Source organism: Palleronia abyssalis (genome assembly GCF_900302445.1).
In the GTDB taxonomy this organism is placed as follows: domain Bacteria; phylum Pseudomonadota; class Alphaproteobacteria; order Rhodobacterales; family Rhodobacteraceae; genus Palleronia; species Palleronia abyssalis.
Window position 1 is genome coordinate 1 of sequence record NZ_ONZF01000011.1, and the last position, 17,346, is coordinate 17,346.

Annotated in this window: 17 protein-coding genes and 2 pseudogenes; 5 read left to right on the forward strand and 14 right to left on the reverse strand. The window is 63.9% G+C overall.

Annotation, left to right across the window (positions count from 1 at the left end):
• Positions 1 to 462 precede the first annotated feature (462 nt).
• From PAA8504_RS21880 to PAA8504_RS17570, 12 genes and pseudogenes are all read right to left on the reverse strand, one after another.
• Positions 463 to 747, reverse strand: a complete 285-nt coding sequence (locus PAA8504_RS21880) for a hypothetical protein (protein WP_146190523.1) — start codon at positions 745 to 747, stop codon at positions 463 to 465.
• 9 nt (positions 748 to 756) lie between these two features.
• Positions 757 to 3,048 (reverse strand): AAA family ATPase, encoded by a 2,292-nt coding sequence (locus PAA8504_RS17520; protein ID WP_181375854.1) that lies wholly within the window; start codon positions 3,046 to 3,048, stop codon positions 757 to 759.
• 17 nt (positions 3,049 to 3,065) lie between these two features.
• Positions 3,066 to 3,452, reverse strand: coding sequence for a hypothetical protein (locus PAA8504_RS17525; protein WP_108895448.1), 387 nt, complete (start codon positions 3,450 to 3,452; stop codon positions 3,066 to 3,068).
• A gap of 35 nt (positions 3,453 to 3,487) precedes the next feature.
• Entirely contained in the window at positions 3,488 to 4,360 is an 873-nt protein-coding gene (locus tag PAA8504_RS17530) for a metallophosphoesterase (RefSeq protein WP_108895449.1), read from the reverse strand.
• A 49-nt stretch (positions 4,361 to 4,409) separates the two neighbouring features.
• Positions 4,410 to 5,312: a metallophosphoesterase gene (locus PAA8504_RS17535; protein ID WP_108895450.1), complete on the reverse strand. Its 903-nt coding sequence runs from the start codon at positions 5,310 to 5,312 to the stop codon at positions 4,410 to 4,412.
• The gene (locus PAA8504_RS17540; RefSeq protein ID WP_108895451.1) at positions 5,309 to 5,557 is read right to left on the reverse strand and encodes a hypothetical protein; all 249 of its coding nucleotides are present in this window, start codon (positions 5,555 to 5,557) and stop codon (positions 5,309 to 5,311) included. The genes PAA8504_RS17535 and PAA8504_RS17540 overlap by 4 nt, the downstream gene beginning before the upstream one ends.
• Positions 5,554 to 6,462 carry a hypothetical protein gene (locus PAA8504_RS17545; RefSeq protein ID WP_108895452.1) on the reverse strand — a complete coding sequence of 303 codons (909 nt, stop codon included), beginning with the start codon at positions 6,460 to 6,462 and terminating at the stop codon, positions 5,554 to 5,556. The genes PAA8504_RS17540 and PAA8504_RS17545 overlap by 4 nt, the downstream gene beginning before the upstream one ends.
• A 443-nt stretch (positions 6,463 to 6,905) precedes the next feature.
• A complete protein-coding gene (locus tag PAA8504_RS17550; protein WP_181375855.1) occupies positions 6,906 to 7,508 on the reverse strand; it encodes an HAD family hydrolase in 603 nt (200 codons plus the stop codon).
• Positions 7,509 to 8,109: 601 nt separating this feature from the next.
• Positions 8,110 to 8,535, reverse strand: coding sequence for a type II toxin-antitoxin system VapC family toxin (locus PAA8504_RS17555; protein WP_108895454.1), 426 nt, complete (start codon positions 8,533 to 8,535; stop codon positions 8,110 to 8,112).
• A complete protein-coding gene (locus tag PAA8504_RS17560) occupies positions 8,536 to 9,615 on the reverse strand; it encodes a hypothetical protein (RefSeq protein ID WP_108895455.1) in 1,080 nt (359 codons plus the stop codon).
• Positions 9,616 to 9,994: 379 nt separating this feature from the next.
• Positions 9,995 to 10,976 (reverse strand): annotated as a pseudogene (locus PAA8504_RS17565) (MFS transporter).
• 7 nt (positions 10,977 to 10,983) lie between these two features.
• Complete coding sequence (locus PAA8504_RS17570; RefSeq protein ID WP_108895456.1) at positions 10,984 to 11,244, reverse strand: metal-sensing transcriptional repressor; 261 nt, start codon at positions 11,242 to 11,244, stop codon at positions 10,984 to 10,986.
• Positions 11,245 to 11,325: 81 nt separating this feature from the next.
• Between PAA8504_RS17570 and PAA8504_RS17575 the strand changes: the two genes are divergently transcribed.
• The 3 genes from PAA8504_RS17575 to PAA8504_RS17585 all read left to right on the forward strand — a co-directional run bounded on the left by PAA8504_RS17575 (position 11,326) and on the right by PAA8504_RS17585 (position 13,109).
• Positions 11,326 to 11,679 carry a hypothetical protein gene (locus tag PAA8504_RS17575; RefSeq protein WP_108895457.1) on the forward strand — a complete coding sequence of 118 codons (354 nt, stop codon included), beginning with the start codon at positions 11,326 to 11,328 and terminating at the stop codon, positions 11,677 to 11,679.
• Positions 11,680 to 11,740: 61 nt separating this feature from the next.
• Positions 11,741 to 12,469, forward strand: a complete 729-nt coding sequence (locus tag PAA8504_RS17580; protein WP_108895458.1) for a HupE/UreJ family protein — start codon at positions 11,741 to 11,743, stop codon at positions 12,467 to 12,469.
• Between the two features lie 16 nt (positions 12,470 to 12,485).
• Complete coding sequence (locus PAA8504_RS17585; protein ID WP_108895459.1) at positions 12,486 to 13,109, forward strand: transmembrane anchor protein; 624 nt, start codon at positions 12,486 to 12,488, stop codon at positions 13,107 to 13,109.
• A 121-nt stretch (positions 13,110 to 13,230) separates the two neighbouring features.
• Here the strand turns inward: PAA8504_RS17585 and PAA8504_RS22305 are convergent.
• A pseudogene (locus PAA8504_RS22305) lies at positions 13,231 to 13,451 on the reverse strand (IS5/IS1182 family transposase); the annotation flags it as partial.
• A 374-nt stretch (positions 13,452 to 13,825) separates the two neighbouring features.
• Entirely contained in the window at positions 13,826 to 14,137 is a 312-nt protein-coding gene (locus PAA8504_RS17595; protein ID WP_108895460.1) for an ETC complex I subunit, read from the reverse strand.
• A gap of 270 nt (positions 14,138 to 14,407) precedes the next feature.
• Here PAA8504_RS17595 and uvrB point away from each other — a divergent pair, with 270 nt between their 5' ends.
• Both uvrB and PAA8504_RS17605 read left to right on the forward strand, forming a co-directional pair.
• Positions 14,408 to 16,612 (forward strand): excinuclease ABC subunit UvrB, encoded by a 2,205-nt coding sequence (gene uvrB / locus PAA8504_RS17600; RefSeq protein ID WP_108895461.1) that lies wholly within the window; start codon positions 14,408 to 14,410, stop codon positions 16,610 to 16,612.
• A 45-nt stretch (positions 16,613 to 16,657) separates the two neighbouring features.
• A complete protein-coding gene (locus tag PAA8504_RS17605) occupies positions 16,658 to 17,344 on the forward strand; it encodes a hypothetical protein (protein WP_108895462.1) in 687 nt (228 codons plus the stop codon).
• Positions 17,345 to 17,346: the final 2 nt, after the last annotated feature.

Sequence of the window (17,346 nt, forward strand, 5' to 3'; positions counted from 1 at the left end):
CGACATTGGAGACGATCCGCCACCGAACGCCATCGTGAGGCGCGACACCCGCGACCTCGGAGAGAACCATGACCCCTGACGGACACACCGCTCACCCGCTTGACATGGCCGCAATCAGAGAACCGTTTTTGACACCGGCGGAATCCACCGGTTCCGAGCAAACCTCCATTGACTAGCAGCGTGGAACACCAAGTCCGAAGCACGATGCACGCCAAGGGAAGCGGCCCGCCATGGAAGACAGGACATCGGCGAGGACATCCCGCTCGCGTTGTATCGCGGCCGCTTTGGCAGGCCGCGCGGCGCTGCTATCGACCCATGCCTCGAACGGGGCAAAGATGAGCAGCTTCGATCCGTCGACCTTGAATATGGCGCAATGAACCAGGAGGGCCGGGACTGAGTGGAGCCGGACCGGCTGTCTTCCCCCTTGGCTATCCGTTGTCGCTCCTCGTCGTTTTCATCTGATCACGGCGCCGGCCACGGCCAAACCGCCTGTGGCATACCCGGTCGAGGATTCGTGACATGCGCCCGGCTGGGAACAACGGATGATCGGGATTTCTGCGATCCGCGGCACGGCGACGATTTGCTCTCCCGATCAAGGCGCAGACTCCGCAGGGTTTCGCCAAGTCCGGCAAAGCTGTTGCGGGCGGCCTCCGCCTCTATGCTATGGAAACTCCGGCGCCCGATCACGCTCAAGACGATCGCCGCTACAGCAACCATGCCGCAATAGACGTAGAGAAATTCCAACATCCCGACCTCCTACGGATCCGGTCCTGTCGCATCTCCAATGAGCGGCATAACGGGTGGCGAGGCATGAGCATCTATCCGGGGATGACATCCATCGCGTGTCTTTTCCTCGATCGTCCTGTCATCCTCTTCCGCTTCCAGGTCGATCTCCCGCTCATCGACCAGTCGGTCAGCCAGGGCTTCGACTTCTCTCCGGCGGTCTTTCAGGATCCTGTTGGCCTGCGCCGCGGCGCCCTGGAGGAGGTCATCGATCTCGCATCGGTCCTGGGCGGGGAGCCGCAGGATGTCCTCAACAGCGCTGTCCGGGATGCGAATGAGGCTCTTCGAGAACCCCCACTGGTAGTGCATTTGCGCCGCGAGAGTCGTCGCGTTCGCGAGATCGCTGCCGGAACTCGTTCCGCTGCCCGAGCTCACATCGCCAAGGATCAGTTCCTCGGCGGCCCGTCCCGACATGATCACCGTGAGCCGATCCCTGGCGCTGTCCGGGGTCATGTAGGGCAAGCCCCGGGTCGGCGTCTCGCCGCCCGACATCCCGATGGTCACGCGCTCGACCGCCATGCCGAGTGCCCGGGCGACGACCGCGTGGCCCGCTTCGTGGACGGCGATGCGTCGGAGCCGGGCTGCGTCCTCGGGCTGCGCCACCTGGTCGGCAGCGGCACGAAGATGGGTTTCGGACAGGCTGGTTTCAGACATGCGCGCCAGGGATCGGGCGCGCTTCACCACGGTCTCGGCATCGGCGCCCGTCAGACCCAACAGTTGGGCTGCGATGCTCTCGATGACCGTTTTCGGAATTTCGGCCCCCCGAAGGTAGAAGGTCAGGATGTCCGCAAGCCCCGCCCGATCCGGCGGCGCCACACAGATCGTGGTGTCGAGCCGCCCGGATCGCAGGATCGCAGGATCGACGGCGGCCGGTTCGTTGGTGGCGCCGATGAAGATCACGCCTTCCATTCCCGGCAAGCGGTTCATTTCGGCCAGCAAGCCGTTGACGATCTTCGTGTCGTACCGGTCGTTGTGATGGTCCGACCGGCGCACGGGAAAGCTGTCCAGCTCGTCGATAAACAGGATACACGGCGCTGAATTCCGCGCCGCATCGAAGCTGGCGCGCATCGCCGCGAGCATTGTCCCGAGGTGTCCGGCCCCTTCGGATTGCCAACCGGCATAGGATGTCGCGATCACGGGACAGCCGAGCTCCCCGGCCACCGCGTGGGCGAGGCGGGTTTTGCCGGTGCCGGGGCGTCCGTGGAGCAGGACACTCGGCGGCACGTCACGCCAGGCGACCTCGCCTCGCAGCCAGGCGCGCCCGTCGGCAACGAGGCGATCGAGCGGCGCGCGCGTTTCGGCCGGCAGACCCACCACGTCATCGAGGGTGATCCGCGTGGCGGAACCCGGAGAGGCAGGGAGGCGGGCGGCGAACCTGGCAAGGCTGTCGGCTACCGAGAGTGTCGTCGGCGCCCGGAAGGCTGCGATGATCGCGAGATGGGGCAATCGGGCGAGGTCGGCATCCGGAGGGAGGCGGTCGCGGATCGCATCGTCTGCCACCAGCCCGGTCAGGGAGTGGCTTGCCCTCAGCATCGCGAGGACGATCTCGGCATCGATCGGGGGCAAGCGAGTCCGCGCAGCGACGAACATCTCGGCCTCGGGAGGCAGATGATCCAGCGATCCCAGAACGATGCAGGTCTCGAGCCTGCCAAGTGCGGCGAAGGTTGCTTCGGGATACAGACGCTTCCGGGAGCGGTTTTCCGGCGCGCGTGCGTGGTCAATGGCGGGGATGCGATCAGCGAGCCGCGGGTCAGCATCTCTCAAGGCGGGGAGGACGTAGTCCCAGACGATTTTCCTCGTTGTTGCGAACAAGGCTTCGTCGATCCCCTCGATCAGGATGATCCCGCCCTGATCGGCAAGAGCATCTCGAATGGCGGGGGCAGCGAGACCGGCTGCGGCGCGGGTCAGCCGCGGAAAGCGCTGGTCGAGCGGAGCCGGACCCGGACCGGCGGCCTCGTCATGCGCATCAGCCCATGGATCTTCGCCCCGCTCAATGCAGCCCATGATCTCGGCCGCAGTCAGTTGATTGGCGCGCGGAGCTCTGAGCTCGGTCCGCGCAGATCCCGGAGACGAACCGCTGCGATCCGTGTCTGCCACGGCATCGTCCTGTCGTTCAGCCTCCGCAAGCGCAGCGACGATCTCGTCAGGCGTGGCGCTCCGCGTCGGCAGAACCGGCTCGTCATCGCCGATGTCCGGAAGATCGCCATGGAGATAGGCACGCACGGCCGCCGTGATGATCGTCTGGAGACTGATCTCGTTGGACATGATCATCTCCACACCACTCACTCAGGTCCGGGCGTCTCAGCCAGGTCGTTCCCGAGATCGGCGAGGCGGGCGCGTATCCCGGCAAGCCCGACCCCGATCTCGGCCGCAAGGATCGCCAGGCGGTCCGCTGGCATCGCGGTGAAGGCCAGCTCAAGCTGAGCCAGATCATCGCCGTCCGGGTCGAGATGCCCCGTGAGGATGTCCCTCAGCCGACCGGGGGTCAGGTCTCTGTCTTTGGCGACGGCATCGAGCAGATGCCACGTGGCAGCTGTACCGCCCCCTTGGCGCTCGACGGAGCGCAGCCGGGCGAGTTCGATGGATGCCCACCTCAGACGACCATCCCGCTCGTCCAACGCATCGCGAAGCTGCGCGACCTCCGCCTGCAGATGTTCCAGATCTTTCATGCCGTTCCCTTCCTCCGCTCGGTGTCCGGTTCGCCTCATGTTTCCGCTTCGGGGTCCACGCTCCGACCGTCTGTGGATGTCAGGGCAAACCGCCCATTCTCGACCTCCGCCAGACCCTGCAGCAGCTGTGTCGCAATCTCCGCATCGGGGACCTGGTAGGGATATCCGAGGGAGACGTTCCTGAGCCGGGTCTGCCCGACCGAGAACGCCCTCGGCGTGTGCGTATGCCCGTAGATCCAGGCTGCGGGTGCATGGGCCATGATCAGGTCAGAGAGATCGGAGGCGTAGGCTGCGTCGACGCGGGACAGCGGTGGCACCAGGCAATCCGCATGGGGCGCATGATGCGTAGCGACGATCGTCGGGCCGTCGAACGGCTGCGCCAGCCTGTCCTCGAGCCACGCCCGATGATCGGCATGGACGCGCGCGGTGTCGGCTGGCGTGGCGCGCCGGAAGTCCTCGTTGCCGATGCGGATGTAGCGGTAGTCGTTCATCTGCGCCCCCGCCTCGGACATGGCCATGCCCCTGGCGGTCTCGCGCTCGCCGGTCAGGGCGAAGTCGGTCCAAAGGGTGCAGCACAAGATCCGACATCCCCCGAGCAGGATCTCGGCCTTCTGGGCGAAGGTCACTCCCGCTTCGGTCGCGATAGCGGCGAGCCGGTCGTCACCGTCGAGGCAAAACTTGTAATAATCGTGGTTGCCCGGGGTGACGGTGACGCGGTCGAGTGGGACATACCGGCCGACATGATTGAAAACTCGCGGCCAGCCCACCTCCGGGGCGTTGGTGAGATCACCGACGATGAAGAGAGCCTCGACCTGATCCCAGGTCGATTGCGGTACGGCCGCCAGGGGATCGAGTCCGGCGTCGGCCCAGTGATCCAGGTGCAGGTCGCTGACGAACAGGATCTTCATGCTCTGGCCTCCAGCAGCCCCGAAGAATGCGCGTTGAACGGAGGGATGGTCATTCGGAAGCCCCTCCGTCGCCAGCTGCAGCCGGGGCCGCTACGGCCGGTGCTCCATTGCGGCCCAAGGTGACCAATCCCCTGGTCATGAAGGCGGCCGCGCCCTCGACGGGGACCTCGCTTGGATAGCCGACCGAAAAGTTGATCACCTCCGTCCGTCCGACGCGGCCACGGAACGGCCAGTGGGTATGGCCGAAGTACCAGGCACGCGGCTGGTGCGCTTCGATCAGCTCGCGGAGGTCAGAGCCGAAGGCAGGCCCCAGTTCGTCGACAGGCTGCCTGACCCCATCCGGCACAGGCGCGTGATGCGTCACGACGATCGTCTCGCCGTCGAAAGCTTCGGCCAGGGAACTCTCCAGCCAGGCGCGGTGATCGCGATGCACGGCCAGCGTGTGGTCCGGGCGCAGGACGCGGAAGTCGCCCATCGTCATGAAGATGCTTCGGTAGTCGGTCATGCCCCTGTACGCGGCCGCTTTGGCCGCAACCGGATCGCCGAGGAGCTCAAAATCCGTCCAGAGCGTACAACACAGAAAGCGCGTGCGCCCGACCACGATCTGCGCCTTCTGGGCGAAGTTGGCCCCCACCCGCACGGCGGCACGCCCCATGATCGCTTCGTCGTCGAGTGCGTGTGAAAAATAATCGTGGTTGCCCGGGAACAGGTGGACCCGATCGAGCGGCATATGCGCGCCGATCTTCCGCAGGTCGACCGGCCATGACCCGAGGGGATTGTTCGACAGGTCGCCGGCAATGATCAGGGCGTCGAGGGACGACCAGGTCTCTGCAGGAATGAGGGCAAGCGGATCAAGCCCGGAGCGAACCCAGATGTCGAGATGCAGATCGGCGAGCACAAGAACGCGCCCCTGCTCGATATCCGTCTCGGTGCGATCGCGCTGATCGGTCATCCGGGGGAGGCCTCCTGCTTCGTCCTGCTTATGGAGCCCAGGACGAGCCTGTCGGTTACGGCGACTGCCGCCCCGTCATGCGTTTCGACCCGGATGGGCACGCCCATTCCGCCTTTGGCCGCGGCGAGGCCTTGGAGATCGAGCAGCGCGCCTGGCAGCGCAGGCGTGCGCAGAAGCATCTTTGGCTGGCAAACGCTGGCCGCCGCCGGGTCAGCGGGCGGGGTATCTGGAATGCAACCGGTCATCGGGGCTTCCTGCGCCTGAAACCCGACCGCTGGTCTTTCCACGATGTGAAGATCGCGCGGGCGCGGGCGAGACGGTCCAGGCATTCCGCTGGGTCGGTCACGAGGCTCCACTCGAATGCCTCTTGGCCATAACGCCAGATGCCGCTTCCCACGCGGTTCTTGGGCTCAAGGTACCTCTTCGCCAGGGCCGGGAGCTCGTCGCCGGCACGGAGCGACAGGTTGCGGGTCGCGTCATACCTTCGGCCCTCCGGAGCCTTCAGTTCGATCTGGAACCCGGCTCCAACGCACTCGGCGCAGTAGTTCCCGTCCTCATTGGTCATGCCGTTACCCTCGGCTAACGCGATCACCTCCTGCGTCCCGATGCGGAAGACGACATCGCCCTGTCGCCAGGCATGGCCGAAGGAGAACCGCAGATCGGTAGGAGCGTAGCAGCGTAGGCAGGAGGTCTCGAAGCCGGACCGGGGCACGCCCGGTATGGATCTCGGATCGTCAGGAAGAAGCTCTGCCCTGAGCCTGATATCGTCGAGCGGCAGGAGGTCCTTGTCCCAGAACCTCGGCGAGACATTCACGCTGTGATAGCTTCCCGGCCAGTCGGGATGGAGGAACACCTGGAGGGCGCCTGCCTCCGATCCGGGCCAGGTGAGGCCGATCTGATCGCTGACGACCACCACCGTGGTGCCGTCCTCGGACGTGAAGCTCGGGAGGTCAGACGCGGAGTGCCGCGTCTCTCGGCCCACACGCTCACCTGTCCACACGCCCTCGACCGCAATGTCGAAGACCCGCCTGTCGCTCGGGCCGGAGCCCGGGAAATCATCAGCCTCGATGAGGCGAATGACCCGGTCTCCGACATGGACCTCGCTCGCATCTACATCGTCGATACGGGGCGTCGTGAAGTAGGTGGCCATCGTTATCCCTCGCTCCACCCGAGGGACGCTGCCCCGGGCCTCGAGAGCCACCCGAGACGGATCGCCCGAGGTCCGTCAAGCCTTTCTATCCTGGATCACGCCTCCTAATGCCTTGTTATTATTGTTTTTCGCAAGCGGCTCGGCGGGCTTCGAGGCCCGGCCGAAAATCCCTGCTGGCACGCGTTTTCCTGGGTGCTTCTGCCAGCAAACATTGGGAGATTGGGGGTGGAAGAGAACGTTTTTCGCACGCCGCGGCATTTCGCGTGCGACGCCGCACCCTCCGAACGCACCGACGTTTCGCAACCCAAAAGATCGCTGAAGAATATTGCCGCGAGGGGATGCCAGACGCCCAAGCGGCCTGTGAAGGGCCGTCAGGCGATCAGATTACTGAGACCGATTCGACCTGGCTCATCATTCCAGTCCGTCGGCGATGCGGCTGTCAGTCACCAGGACGTATCCCGGGACCGGTATTCCGGGAGCAGCTCTTCGCCAGCGCTCATCGCTCTCTCGAAGTCCGTGACATGCATGGCTTGCATGCCGGCGCGGCGAGGGCCGTCGATATCCGCCGCACGGCTGTCGCCGACGAAGACGATCCGATCGGGCGGGAGGGCAAGCATCCGAGCAACAGCGGCGTAGAGGGCAAGCTCGGGCTTGATAGTTCCGAGTTCGTACGAAAGCGCGACGGCGTCGGGCGCATCCGGGAGAGCTGCGCGGAGAGGCGGTCCGTACGGAGCGGCCAGGTTGGAGCACACCGCGAGCTTCAGGTTCTTGGCCCGTAGTGCAGCCCAGGCAGCTCTGAAGCCCGGGCGCATGCGGATGGAGTTGGCTTCATCGCGTATGGCGGCTTCAACCCGCGCAAGCACGTCCGCTGGGATCTCGCACCCGAGCAGGACCGGCCAGTCCGGCGTCGCACGGTCTTCGCGCATCAGGCGCCGCGCGCACTCTCGCCGCGCCATCGGCGGGAGCGCCCGCAGGAGCGTCCGATACGGATCGCGGCGGTCGGCGATCTCGACCAGCGCGCCGAACGCATCGAAGCAGACGGCCATCGGAGGCGGGTTCCCCCTTCTCATTGCGCGGTCATGCAAAGTCCGATCGCTGCACTCTGGATACCATTCCGTTCGCTACGCATGAAATTACGGGTACTCGGGATACAAAGCGGCAAGCACCGCGCAGCGCAATTGGATTGCTGGGGCATCGTGTAAAATTCATAGGGTGTTCTCGGCTTGGTACTCCGTGAGCCAGCCGTCCGATAGGCGTCAGCGCTGAACGCATATCCAGTCCAGTTCATTTCGATCCACGTGTAGAGAGAGTTGCCGCCCTTTGGCGGCTTGGGCCTTCCCATGCCTTGCTTCCGCACCCGGCGCCCTCAAATCCTCATCGGTGACCGACTCCACACAAGCTATGTGATCCTGAGTATCGCCGGGGATAGTATGGGAGGCAGTGAACGGCCCTTACCTGCCATTCACCGTCGTTCTCAATGCCGCAGCGCAGTCCGCCGAACCGGCCGTTCGCTGCGATCGCAAGATCAAGGCGGCCTCGAACTCACACTTTGCGGGATAGAGTGGCCTTTCGCCGCGCCATGCACGAACGCCCGCTCGCACCGTTTGGTGGTACTCAGTGAGCAGCCTCAAGGCTAATGCCCGCTACTCATAGGGCGGGCACGACGACTTCGAGGTCGGGGAACCGATTGACGAAGTCCCTATCGTTGAAGGTGACGAGCGCGAGACCGTGGGCCTGCGCAAGCGCGCCGATCATGAAGTCAGGCAGCACGCCGTCCTTCTTTCCCTCGCCCTTCGCGCGTTTGTAGCCTAGATACGTCTGCCCAGCATGGTAGAGCGCCTCATCGTCATCCGAGGAAAGTCGGTCGATGCCTAGCTCGTCCAGGGCCGTCCGCAGCGCCACAGCGGAGGTCATGCCGATGGAGGCCTCCGCAAAAATCACGTCGGTGACAAAGACCATCCCGGTAGTCTTGTAGCGCTGGAATGCGGCAAGTGCGGCGGCATGACGCGGCGTTTCCTGACCAAGCAGATCAATAAGCGCCGAGGTGTCGAAGCAGGCGGAAAGTGCTGGCAATCAGTCCCTCGTCAACGCCGTTATTTCGTCCGACGTCATCGTCGGTGCGATCTGAAGGTCCCGTAGACGGCTCAGCGCCCGAAGTGATGCGTCCCGTACAAATGCATCCGGCTCGAAGCACTGCATGGCGTCGTAGTCGAGATGACTGAACGATGCGTCCAGGACGTCGAAGCTTGCATCAACGCCGGGCGGGAGCGCCTTAGGCGCACGGGGCAGCTTCTTGTCGACGATGCCGAAGGGTCGCGGATCGTTCGTTCTTCCCGTGGACAGCGCGTTCTCGGACGCAGCGAACCGGCCCGCTCCATGGACCGAAACGAACACCTCGAGCGCACGTTCAAGGGCGTAGCGCTTTTCGACCGACGGGCCGCCTGTTAGGTCGAGGAAGCCGAACTCGGCAAAGGCCTCGTGCAGCGACGGCAACGTCACGCGCCGTGCGATACCGGCCCGGCTGAATCGATCGGCTGCGAGGAAGGTTGCGTTCATCCACCAGCGCTCGATGCGGCTCGACACTACATCGTGGAGCCCGCCAAGGCGGTAGAGATACGCGAGATTGGTCGAGTGCTTGCGCGTCGTGCGCCCGCGGTAGCGGGCGTCGCCCTCCAAGAACGCCTGAATGTCGTCGGCGTCGACTTTCGAGACGTCCCACCGATGTGCGTGCCGAAGGCGCTCGACGATGTATCGGTTCGACCAGAGCGCAGGCCTACGCTGCCAACTCTTTGACCCATGCCATGATCCAACGAGCGAGAGGTTGAACGCAAGCAGGGCGAGCCGGTCGAAATCAAGTGAATGCTCGAAGGCCGTCGCTTGGAACACTAGTTCGTCGAACGCGATGCGATCCTCGGCTTTGCCACTGCCGTTCGCATTGACGTTGTAGAGGAAAAAGTTCGCCGGGATGAAGAAGTTAATCCCTGCCCGCTCGAGACGCTCGCGAAACACGTTGCGGGGCACATCGTGGCGGTCCGAACCGAAGCCAACGCAGATCGCACGGTGTAGAGCCGAGAGACCGTTGCGCTCCGATCCCCAGCCGAAATTCTTGGTGAAGCTGCCCGGGTGCCAAGTTTCCTGCGCATCGTCGAGCATCTCTGCCTCCCTGTCAAAAGACAGTAGCACGCTTCACAGCTAGAGACTATAACCATCGTGGACCATCCTTTGGGGCGCGCGCATACGGAACGGTTCAGCCGTTGCAGTTGCGGTCTCACTGGATTTGAGAACCCTCCGTCGACCCGGTGTAGATCGAGACGGAACATCATGCCGCGCCCGCGGCGCGATCAACCGACGCCGACATTCGTACGCTCCGCAGCATCCGACAAAAAAGGGCTCAACGCGGACTTGCGACGGCGCAGCGGAGAAAATCGCCTGGGCCGTCGCCGGTCGTCGCTTTCGGCCCTAAGCCGCCGCTCGTTTGGAAAAAGGTCCATGTCCGGTTCGCCAAAGCGCATGCGGCCTGGTCGTCGCAGTGCTATCCGCCTGGCCATTCCGGATGCAGCCGGTCGATCACCAGCGCGTGGGCGTGCCGATGTGTCCCCCCGTGTTCGGAGAGGTGCGGGTGGTCGCGCGGCAGGTCGTCGTGCCGGTGCGACAGCGTTTCCGGGTCCCCCGCGAGCCAGAGGCGCAGGGCCGCGCCGATGCCGAGCACGGCCAGCAGTCCCAAGCATAGACCCCGCGCCGAAGATCCCCATCGTCCAGGCCAGCGCGCTTTCGCCCAACCCCAGCTCGCCGCGCACCGGCACCACGGTATTGACCAGCACCATCGCCCCGCCCGCCGCGGCGGCAAGGTTCAGCGCCAGCAGCCCGCGCAGGCGCGGCGTAGCAAGGTAGATGCGGATGCCGTGGCTGGAGCGGTCGTAGATGCCGCGCGGTTCGGACGGCTGCGGGCTTGGCAGCAGGACCGAGACGACCAGAACGCCGGAAGCGACTAAGCCCGCGACGGTGCCAAGGAACAGCGCCTTGTAGGACATCACCGCCAGCAGCAGCCCCGCGAGCGTCGGGCTGACGATGTTCTCGAGGCCGTATGCCAGCCGGGAGAGCGTCAGCGCGCGAGTATAGCGATTTTCCTCGGGCAGCACGTCCGGGATCGTCGCCTGGAAGGTCGGGGTGAAGGCGGCCGAGGCCGATTGCAGCAGGAAGATCAGGACGTAGACCTGCCAGAACTCGCTCACGAAGGGCAGGCACAGCGCCGCACCAGCGCGGACCACGTCCAGCGTCACCAGCAGCACGCGGCGGTTCACCCGGTCGGCGAACGCCCCGGCGATCGGCGCGATGCCCACATAGGCCACCATCTTGATCGTGAAGACGGCGCCGAGAACGAGCCCGGCGCGGTCCCCCGCAAGATCGTAGGCCAGAAGCCCGAGCGCGACTGTCGCGAGACCGGTCCCGAGCAGTGCGACGACCTGCGCGAGAAACAGGTGCCGGTAGGTGCGGCCGCCGAGAATGGCCAGCATGATGCCCTCAGAGGTAACGCGAGATCGCCTTGAGTTCGGCGCGATCGGTTTCCGAGCCTTCAGTGTCGAGGCAGTGATCGACGTGGTCGTGGATCAGCGCTCGCTTGGCGTTCGTCACGGCCTTTTCAACCGCCTGAAGCTGTTGCGCGATGTCCAGGCACGGCTTGCCGGTCTCGATCATTTCGATGACCGCCCGCAGGTGCCCGTCGGCACGTTTCAGCCGGGCGATCAGGGCCGGGTGGCTTGCGTGGATATGCGGTTCTGACATAGGCATTGCGTATCCTCCAAGGGGGGATAGAGCAAGACAGCGGGCAACACGCTGCATGCGAGGCGACGGAGCAGGCAACCGATGACCACGATCTGTACAGTTGGGCAGCGCGCTCTCGCCGCGCTTCTATGCCTCGCAATCCTCGTCTGGTCTGTCATGCCCGCGACGTCCCATGCCCCCGTGATCTTCGAGACGCTCCAGGAGCACATGGAGATGATCGCCGAACACGGTCATTCCCACGGGCTCGAGGAGGATCTCGCATGGGCGATGCACGGGCATAGCCACGACAGCGCCGATCACGACCACAGCCAGGCCGTCCTGACGCGTGGTTTCCTTTCACAGCCATTCGAGGGCTACAGGACTGCATGGCGGCTCAGGCCGGCACTGGCCGGCCCTTCGACCAAGTTCCGCATCGAGCGACCTCCGCGCGCCTGATCGAGGGCGCTCCCTCCTGGAGCAAACTTATCGATCAAGCAAGTCCATGCGGAGACCATCCATGACCACATTCCATCGGGGATGGGGCGATCCCGGCGCACGCCGGCTTGCCGTCCTGTCCCTGTTCACGTTGTCCGCGCTCCTGCTGAGCGCCGGGCACGCCTTGGCCCACAACGTCACCGAGGGTGACGCGGGCTATATCCAGGAGATCTGGGGGGTGAACATCATCCCCTTCCTGTATCTCGGTGCCAAGCATATGGTGACCGGATACGACCACATCCTGTTCCTGCTCGGCGTTGTGTTCTTCCTCTACCGGATGAAGGATGTCGGCATCTACGTGAGCCTCTTCGCCATCGGCCACTCGACCACGATGCTGCTCGGCGTCTGGTTCGGCTGGGGCATCAACGCCTACGTCATCGACGCGATCATCGGCCTGTCGGTCGTCTACAAGGCCCTCGACAATCTCGGCGCCTACCAGCGCTGGTTCGGGGTCCAGCCGAACACCAAGGCCGCGACGCTGATCTTCGGCTTCTTCCACGGCACGGGTCTCGCAACCAAGATCCTCGACTACGACATCGCCTCGGACGGGCTCCTGCCCAACCTGCTGGCGTTCAACGTCGGCGTCGAACTCGGCCAACTCGTAGCGCTTGCCGTGATCCTTATCGTCATGGGCTTCTGGCGGAAGTCCCCGAACTTCTTCCGCCAAGCCTACACCGCCAACGTCATCATGATGTCCATGGGCTTCATTCTCATGGGCTACCAGATCACCGGCCTCTTCGTGGCCGCGTAAAGGGAGATATCCAACCATGTTCAACGCACAGAAGCCCAGCCTCGACGAATTGCCGAGCTCGGCCCAACTTACTCGCTCCACAATCATTGCCGGGGTCTCCGCCGTGGCGATCCTCGTGACGGTGGTCCTGCCCGCGGAATACGGCATCGATCCGACCCGGATCGGCGGGGTGCTCGGCCTGACCGAGATGGGCGAGCTCAAGGCCCAGCTCGCCGAAGAAGCCGAGGCCGACCGGCAGATGGACCAGGCGGCCGGCGAGCAATCGAGCCTCCTGAACGACGTCTTCGGCCTCTTCGTGGGTTCCGCGCACGCGCAGGACGCCGATGCCTGGCGCGACGAGACCACGTTCACGCTCGAGCCGGGCGACACGGCGGAATGGAAGCTCGTGATGGAGGAGGGCCAGACCGCCCAATACCGCATGCTGGTCGAGGGCGGCCGGGTGAACTTTGATCTCCACGGCCATGGCGGCGGCCAGTCGGTGACCTACGAGAAGGGCCGTGGCTCAACCGGCGAAGAAGGCGAAATCGTCGCTGAATTCGACGGTGAGCACGGCTGGTTCTGGCGCAACCGCGACGACGCGACGTCCACAGTGACCGTTCAGGTCCGCGGCGAATACGCCGAGTTCAAGGACGCAAGCTAACCTTGGAAGCTGCCATTCGCGCAATGCGCGGCGAATGGCAGCTTTCCGCCCATCCTGTGGAAAAGCGCCCTTTGGCGAACCCAAAAATCGGCGGCTGGCAAATGCACGCGCACCTTCCGTGTTAGGCTTTGTGCGGTGCGGGAATGATCTTCGCCAGTTTCGTGAGGTTCTGGCCGTTGCCGCGAGGAGGAATTCATCTTTCGCGCCGCATGGTCCCCTTAGTCGCAGCCTTCCGAGACCGGGGATGCGCTTGCGATGCGCGAACAGCATCTCGACCTTCTTCTCAAGCTTCACGGAGACGTCGTATTACTCGGTCTTGGCGATGTCGCGGGCGTCTTCGTGTTCCTCGCTGGTGATGGCCAGGGCCTATTGCTTGCCGCGGTGGAGGAAGTTCCGCGCGGGTAGATCGCCGCGAAACGCTTGCGCTCGTCGACGGCCACGGTATCCGCCCCCTTCCCCGCCGCGAGGGCTATGCAGAAGCGGCGCTGCCGCGCCGCCTTTCATGGCCTTCAGCGGCCGATCGGATAGCGCATCAGCGTCCAACGCCGTCAGGTTCGCCTCGTTCTGCGCCGTCCCGGCAATGGGCTACCCTTCATTACGACGGATTCTATATCTTGAACCGGACACCGAGCGCAACGCAAGATACAGATTCAAGGCGTCCACCGCGCGGTCTCAGCCCGGATTCCGAAGGAACTTTAGCGGAATCTACAAAACCTTCAATGAGTCCATGCCCCGCGGCGGCTCGTTGCGAAGTTCTCTCCATAGCCGCCGGGCCGGACATTCGCACTGCGCTTCTTGGGAAGGGTCACGACGGCGTCAATGCCGTTCGCCTCGGCATAATCAATCGCTTCTTCCTTGGTGGCAAAGCGAAGTTGCACCTGAGCCTGCGTATCCTTCGATGACGTCCATCCCATCAGCGGATCGATACGCCTGGGTTCGTCGGCGGTGAATTCCAGGACCCATGCCTTGGTCTTCGCCATCCCCGAAGACATGGCAGTTTTTGACGGTTGATAGATCCGTGCGGTCATAGGTGCAGCTCCCTGAACTCACGAAGAACTATACATGAAATATCGGGCAAAACACAAGGATGGGTCGGACCGGCATGAAACAACATGGGGGAACCGGTCCGACCGCAGGGTCTGCTTGCTAGCATGTGCATGCTACGATCATACGACGGGACAAGGCAACTCGTTTTTCTACTTGAGGTTGCATTTCCTGCGATGAGCGATGTCCGCGCGTCGCAGCCTTGAAGTCTTGGCCCCGGTGAACATCTTGGTTTCGACGTCACCGAGGTTCCGATGCACAATAACCGCCCCGATCAAATGCCCGAACTTCTTCACGCCCCGGCTCCGGACGTCAAGGCGCGCGAGAAGCTGGAGGGCGGCATCGCGTTCCGTATGAACAGCGAATTCCAGCCCGCCGGGGATCAGCCCACGGCGATCGCGGAGCTATCGCAAGGCGTGCGGAATGGCGAACGGGATCAGGTGCTTCTGGGCGCTACCGGCACCGGCAAGACATTCACAATGGCCAAGATTATCGAGGAGACGCAGCGTCCAGCGATCATCCTTGCGCCAAACAAGACCCTTGCGGCGCAGCTTTATGGAGAGTTCAAGGGGTTCTTCCCCGACAACGCGGTCGAATATTTCGTCAGCTACTACGACTATTACCAGCCCGAGGCCTACGTGCCGCGGTCGGATACCTTCATCGAGAAGGAATCGCAGATCAACGAGCAGATCGACCGGATGCGCCACTCGGCCACGCGGGCACTGCTGGAGCGGGACGACGTCATCATCGTCGCCTCGGTCTCGTGCATCTATGGCATTGGGTCTGTCGAGACCTACGGCGCGATGACGGTCGACCTGCACACGGGCCGCGAATACGATCAGCGCAAGGTCATGGCGGACCTTGTCGCGCAGCAGTATCGGCGCAATGACCAGGCGTTCCAGCGCGGCAGCTTCCGGGTGCGCGGCGACGTGGTCGAAGTCTGGCCGGCCCACCTCGAAGACCGGGCCTGGAGACTGTCCTTCTTCGGCGAAGAGCTGGAAGCGATCATCGAGTTCGACCCACTTACGGGTGAGAAGGTGGACAGCTTCGAGCGCGTCCGCATCTACGCCAACTCGCACTACGTCACGCCGCGCCCGACGATGAAGCAGGCCGTCAACAGCATCAAAAAAGAGCTGCGGACCCGGCTGGACCAGCTCGTCGGCGACGGTAAGCTCCTGGAAGCCCAGCGTCTGGAGCAACGCACAAATTTCGACATCGAGATGCTGGAGGCCACCGGCGTCTGCAACGGGATCGAGAACTACTCGCGCTATCTGACGGGACGTGCCCCGGGCGAGCCGCCCCCGACCCTGTTCGAGTTCATCCCCGACAACGCCATCGTCTTCGCCGACGAAAGCCACGTTTCGGTCCCTCAAATCGGCGGGATGTACAAGGGCGACTTCCGACGCAAGATGACGCTGGCCGAACACGGGTTCCGCCTGCCCTCTTGCATGGACAACCGGCCGCTGAAGTTCGAGGAATGGGACGCGATGCGGCCCCAGTCGGTCTTCGTCAGCGCCACCCCCGCCGCGTGGGAGCTGGAGCAATCGGGCGGCGTCTTTACCGAACAGGTCATCCGCCCCACCGGGTTGATTGATCCACAGGTCGAGATCCGCCCGGTGGAAATGCAGGTCGACGACCTGCTGGACGAGATCCGGCGCGTCAGTCAGGCAGGCTATCGCACGCTTGCCACCGTTCTGACCAAGCGCATGGCCGAGGACCTGACGGAGTACCTGCACGAGCAGGGCATCAAGGTCCGCTACATGCACAGCGACATCGACACGATCGAGCGGATCGAGATCCTGCGCGACCTGCGCTTGGGTGCCTTCGACGTGCTGGTGGGCATCAACCTGCTGCGCGAGGGGCTGGATATTCCCGAATGCGGGCTGGTGGCGATTCTCGATGCCGACAAGGAAGGGTTCCTTCGGTCAGAGACGTCGCTGATCCAGACCATCGGCCGGGCCGCTCGAAACTCGGAAGGGCGCGTCATCATGTACGCCGACCGGATCACCGGCTCTATGGAGCGGGCGATGCGTGAAACCGATCGCCGGCGCGAAAAGCAGATCGCCTATAACGAGGCGAACGGCATCACCCCCGCGACGATCAAGAAGAACGTCGATGACATCCTGTCAGGCCTCTACAAAGGCGATGTGGACATGAACCGCGTCACGGCAAAGATCGACGACAAACGGGGCGGGTCGAACCTGCAGGCGGTGCTGGAAGGGTTGAAGACCGATATGCGCAAGGCGGCCGAAAACCTCGAATTCGAGGAAGCCGCCCGGTTGCGAGACGAAGTCAAGCGCCTGGAAGCGGTGGATTTGGCCGTGTCCGACGACCCGCTGGCCCGTCAATCCGCGGTCGATGCAGCCGTCGGTGCGTCGAGCAAGGGAAGTGGGCGGTCCACCGCCGGACGGCCCGGACAGCGCGGCGGCAACGTCAAGCGGCGCAAGAAAGGCGGGTGATTAGGCTTAACTGGCCTTTAACCGTGTCATGCCAGAGTTCCGGGCATGACACGGTCCCTCGCATATGCGCTTGTCGCCCTTTTATTGCCGACGCACCTGGTCGCCGGCGCATGGCCCCGCGAACAAGGCGAGGCGTTTCTGTCCTTGAAGGTCGGAAGCTCTGACGGGGCAGAAACGTCTTATGCGATCTATTCGGAATACGGGGCGACGCCGCGACTGACCTTGGGCCTGTCTGCCGACCGCTACGCCCTGCGGACAGGCGCGGTCGAGCTGTTCTCGCGTTTCGCCCTTCGTCCCGAGAGCGCGACACAGATATCGACCGAATTCAATGTGGGATACGAGTTCGATACGCGCCCCGTGACATGGCCGGTCATGGGCGACAGGCTCAGCTTCGGGGCCGCAGTCATGGTGGGCCGCGGGTTTTCGACGCCCGTGGGCGCCGCATGGGCGGACCTTCGGGTCGGACGCCGCACCACCCTGGATCAACTCCGCACCGAGACCGAGGCGAAGCTGACCACGGGTGTCTCTCCGACCGAAAGGGTAAAGCTCTTCGTTGATATCGAGCATGACATCGTCGATCGCATCGAGGCGGAGCCAGAAAGTTTCACCACAGTTGCGCCGACGGTCGCAGTCGAACTTGCGAAGGGCACCCATGCCACCGTGGGATACACAGTCGACCCCGGAGGTGATCTTCCCTCAAGGATCGACGTCGGGGTTTGGCTGGCCTTCTAAGC

Excerpts from the sequence above, each read along its gene's own strand:
- PAA8504_RS17550 (WP_181375855.1), bottom strand. The coding sequence starts at position 7,508 with ATGGCCGTCTGCTTCGATGCGTTCGGCGCGCTGGTCGAGATCGCCGAC.
- PAA8504_RS17580 (WP_108895458.1), top strand. The coding sequence starts at position 11,741 with ATGACCACATTCCATCGGGGATGGGGCGATCCCGGCGCACGCCGGCTT.
- PAA8504_RS17520 (WP_181375854.1), bottom strand. The coding sequence starts at position 3,048 with ATGTCCAACGAGATCAGTCTCCAGACGATCATCACGGCGGCCGTGCGT.
- PAA8504_RS17605 (WP_108895462.1), top strand. The coding sequence starts at position 16,658 with ATGACACGGTCCCTCGCATATGCGCTTGTCGCCCTTTTATTGCCGACG.
- PAA8504_RS17570 (WP_108895456.1), bottom strand. The coding sequence starts at position 11,244 with ATGTCAGAACCGCATATCCACGCAAGCCACCCGGCCCTGATCGCCCGG.
- PAA8504_RS17530 (WP_108895449.1), bottom strand. The coding sequence starts at position 4,360 with ATGAAGATCCTGTTCGTCAGCGACCTGCACCTGGATCACTGGGCCGAC.
- PAA8504_RS17595 (WP_108895460.1), bottom strand. The coding sequence starts at position 14,137 with ATGACCGCACGGATCTATCAACCGTCAAAAACTGCCATGTCTTCGGGG.
- PAA8504_RS17545 (WP_108895452.1), bottom strand. The coding sequence starts at position 6,462 with ATGGCCACCTACTTCACGACGCCCCGTATCGACGATGTAGATGCGAGC.
- PAA8504_RS17525 (WP_108895448.1), bottom strand. The coding sequence starts at position 3,452 with ATGAAAGATCTGGAACATCTGCAGGCGGAGGTCGCGCAGCTTCGCGAT.
- PAA8504_RS17540 (WP_108895451.1), bottom strand. The coding sequence starts at position 5,557 with ATGACCGGTTGCATTCCAGATACCCCGCCCGCTGACCCGGCGGCGGCC.
- PAA8504_RS17535 (WP_108895450.1), bottom strand. The coding sequence starts at position 5,312 with ATGACCGATCAGCGCGATCGCACCGAGACGGATATCGAGCAGGGGCGC.
- PAA8504_RS17560 (WP_108895455.1), bottom strand. The coding sequence starts at position 9,615 with ATGCTCGACGATGCGCAGGAAACTTGGCACCCGGGCAGCTTCACCAAG.
- uvrB (WP_108895461.1), top strand. The coding sequence starts at position 14,408 with ATGCACAATAACCGCCCCGATCAAATGCCCGAACTTCTTCACGCCCCG.
- PAA8504_RS17585 (WP_108895459.1), top strand. The coding sequence starts at position 12,486 with ATGTTCAACGCACAGAAGCCCAGCCTCGACGAATTGCCGAGCTCGGCC.
- PAA8504_RS21880 (WP_146190523.1), bottom strand. The coding sequence starts at position 747 with ATGTTGGAATTTCTCTACGTCTATTGCGGCATGGTTGCTGTAGCGGCG.
- PAA8504_RS17575 (WP_108895457.1), top strand. The coding sequence starts at position 11,326 with ATGACCACGATCTGTACAGTTGGGCAGCGCGCTCTCGCCGCGCTTCTA.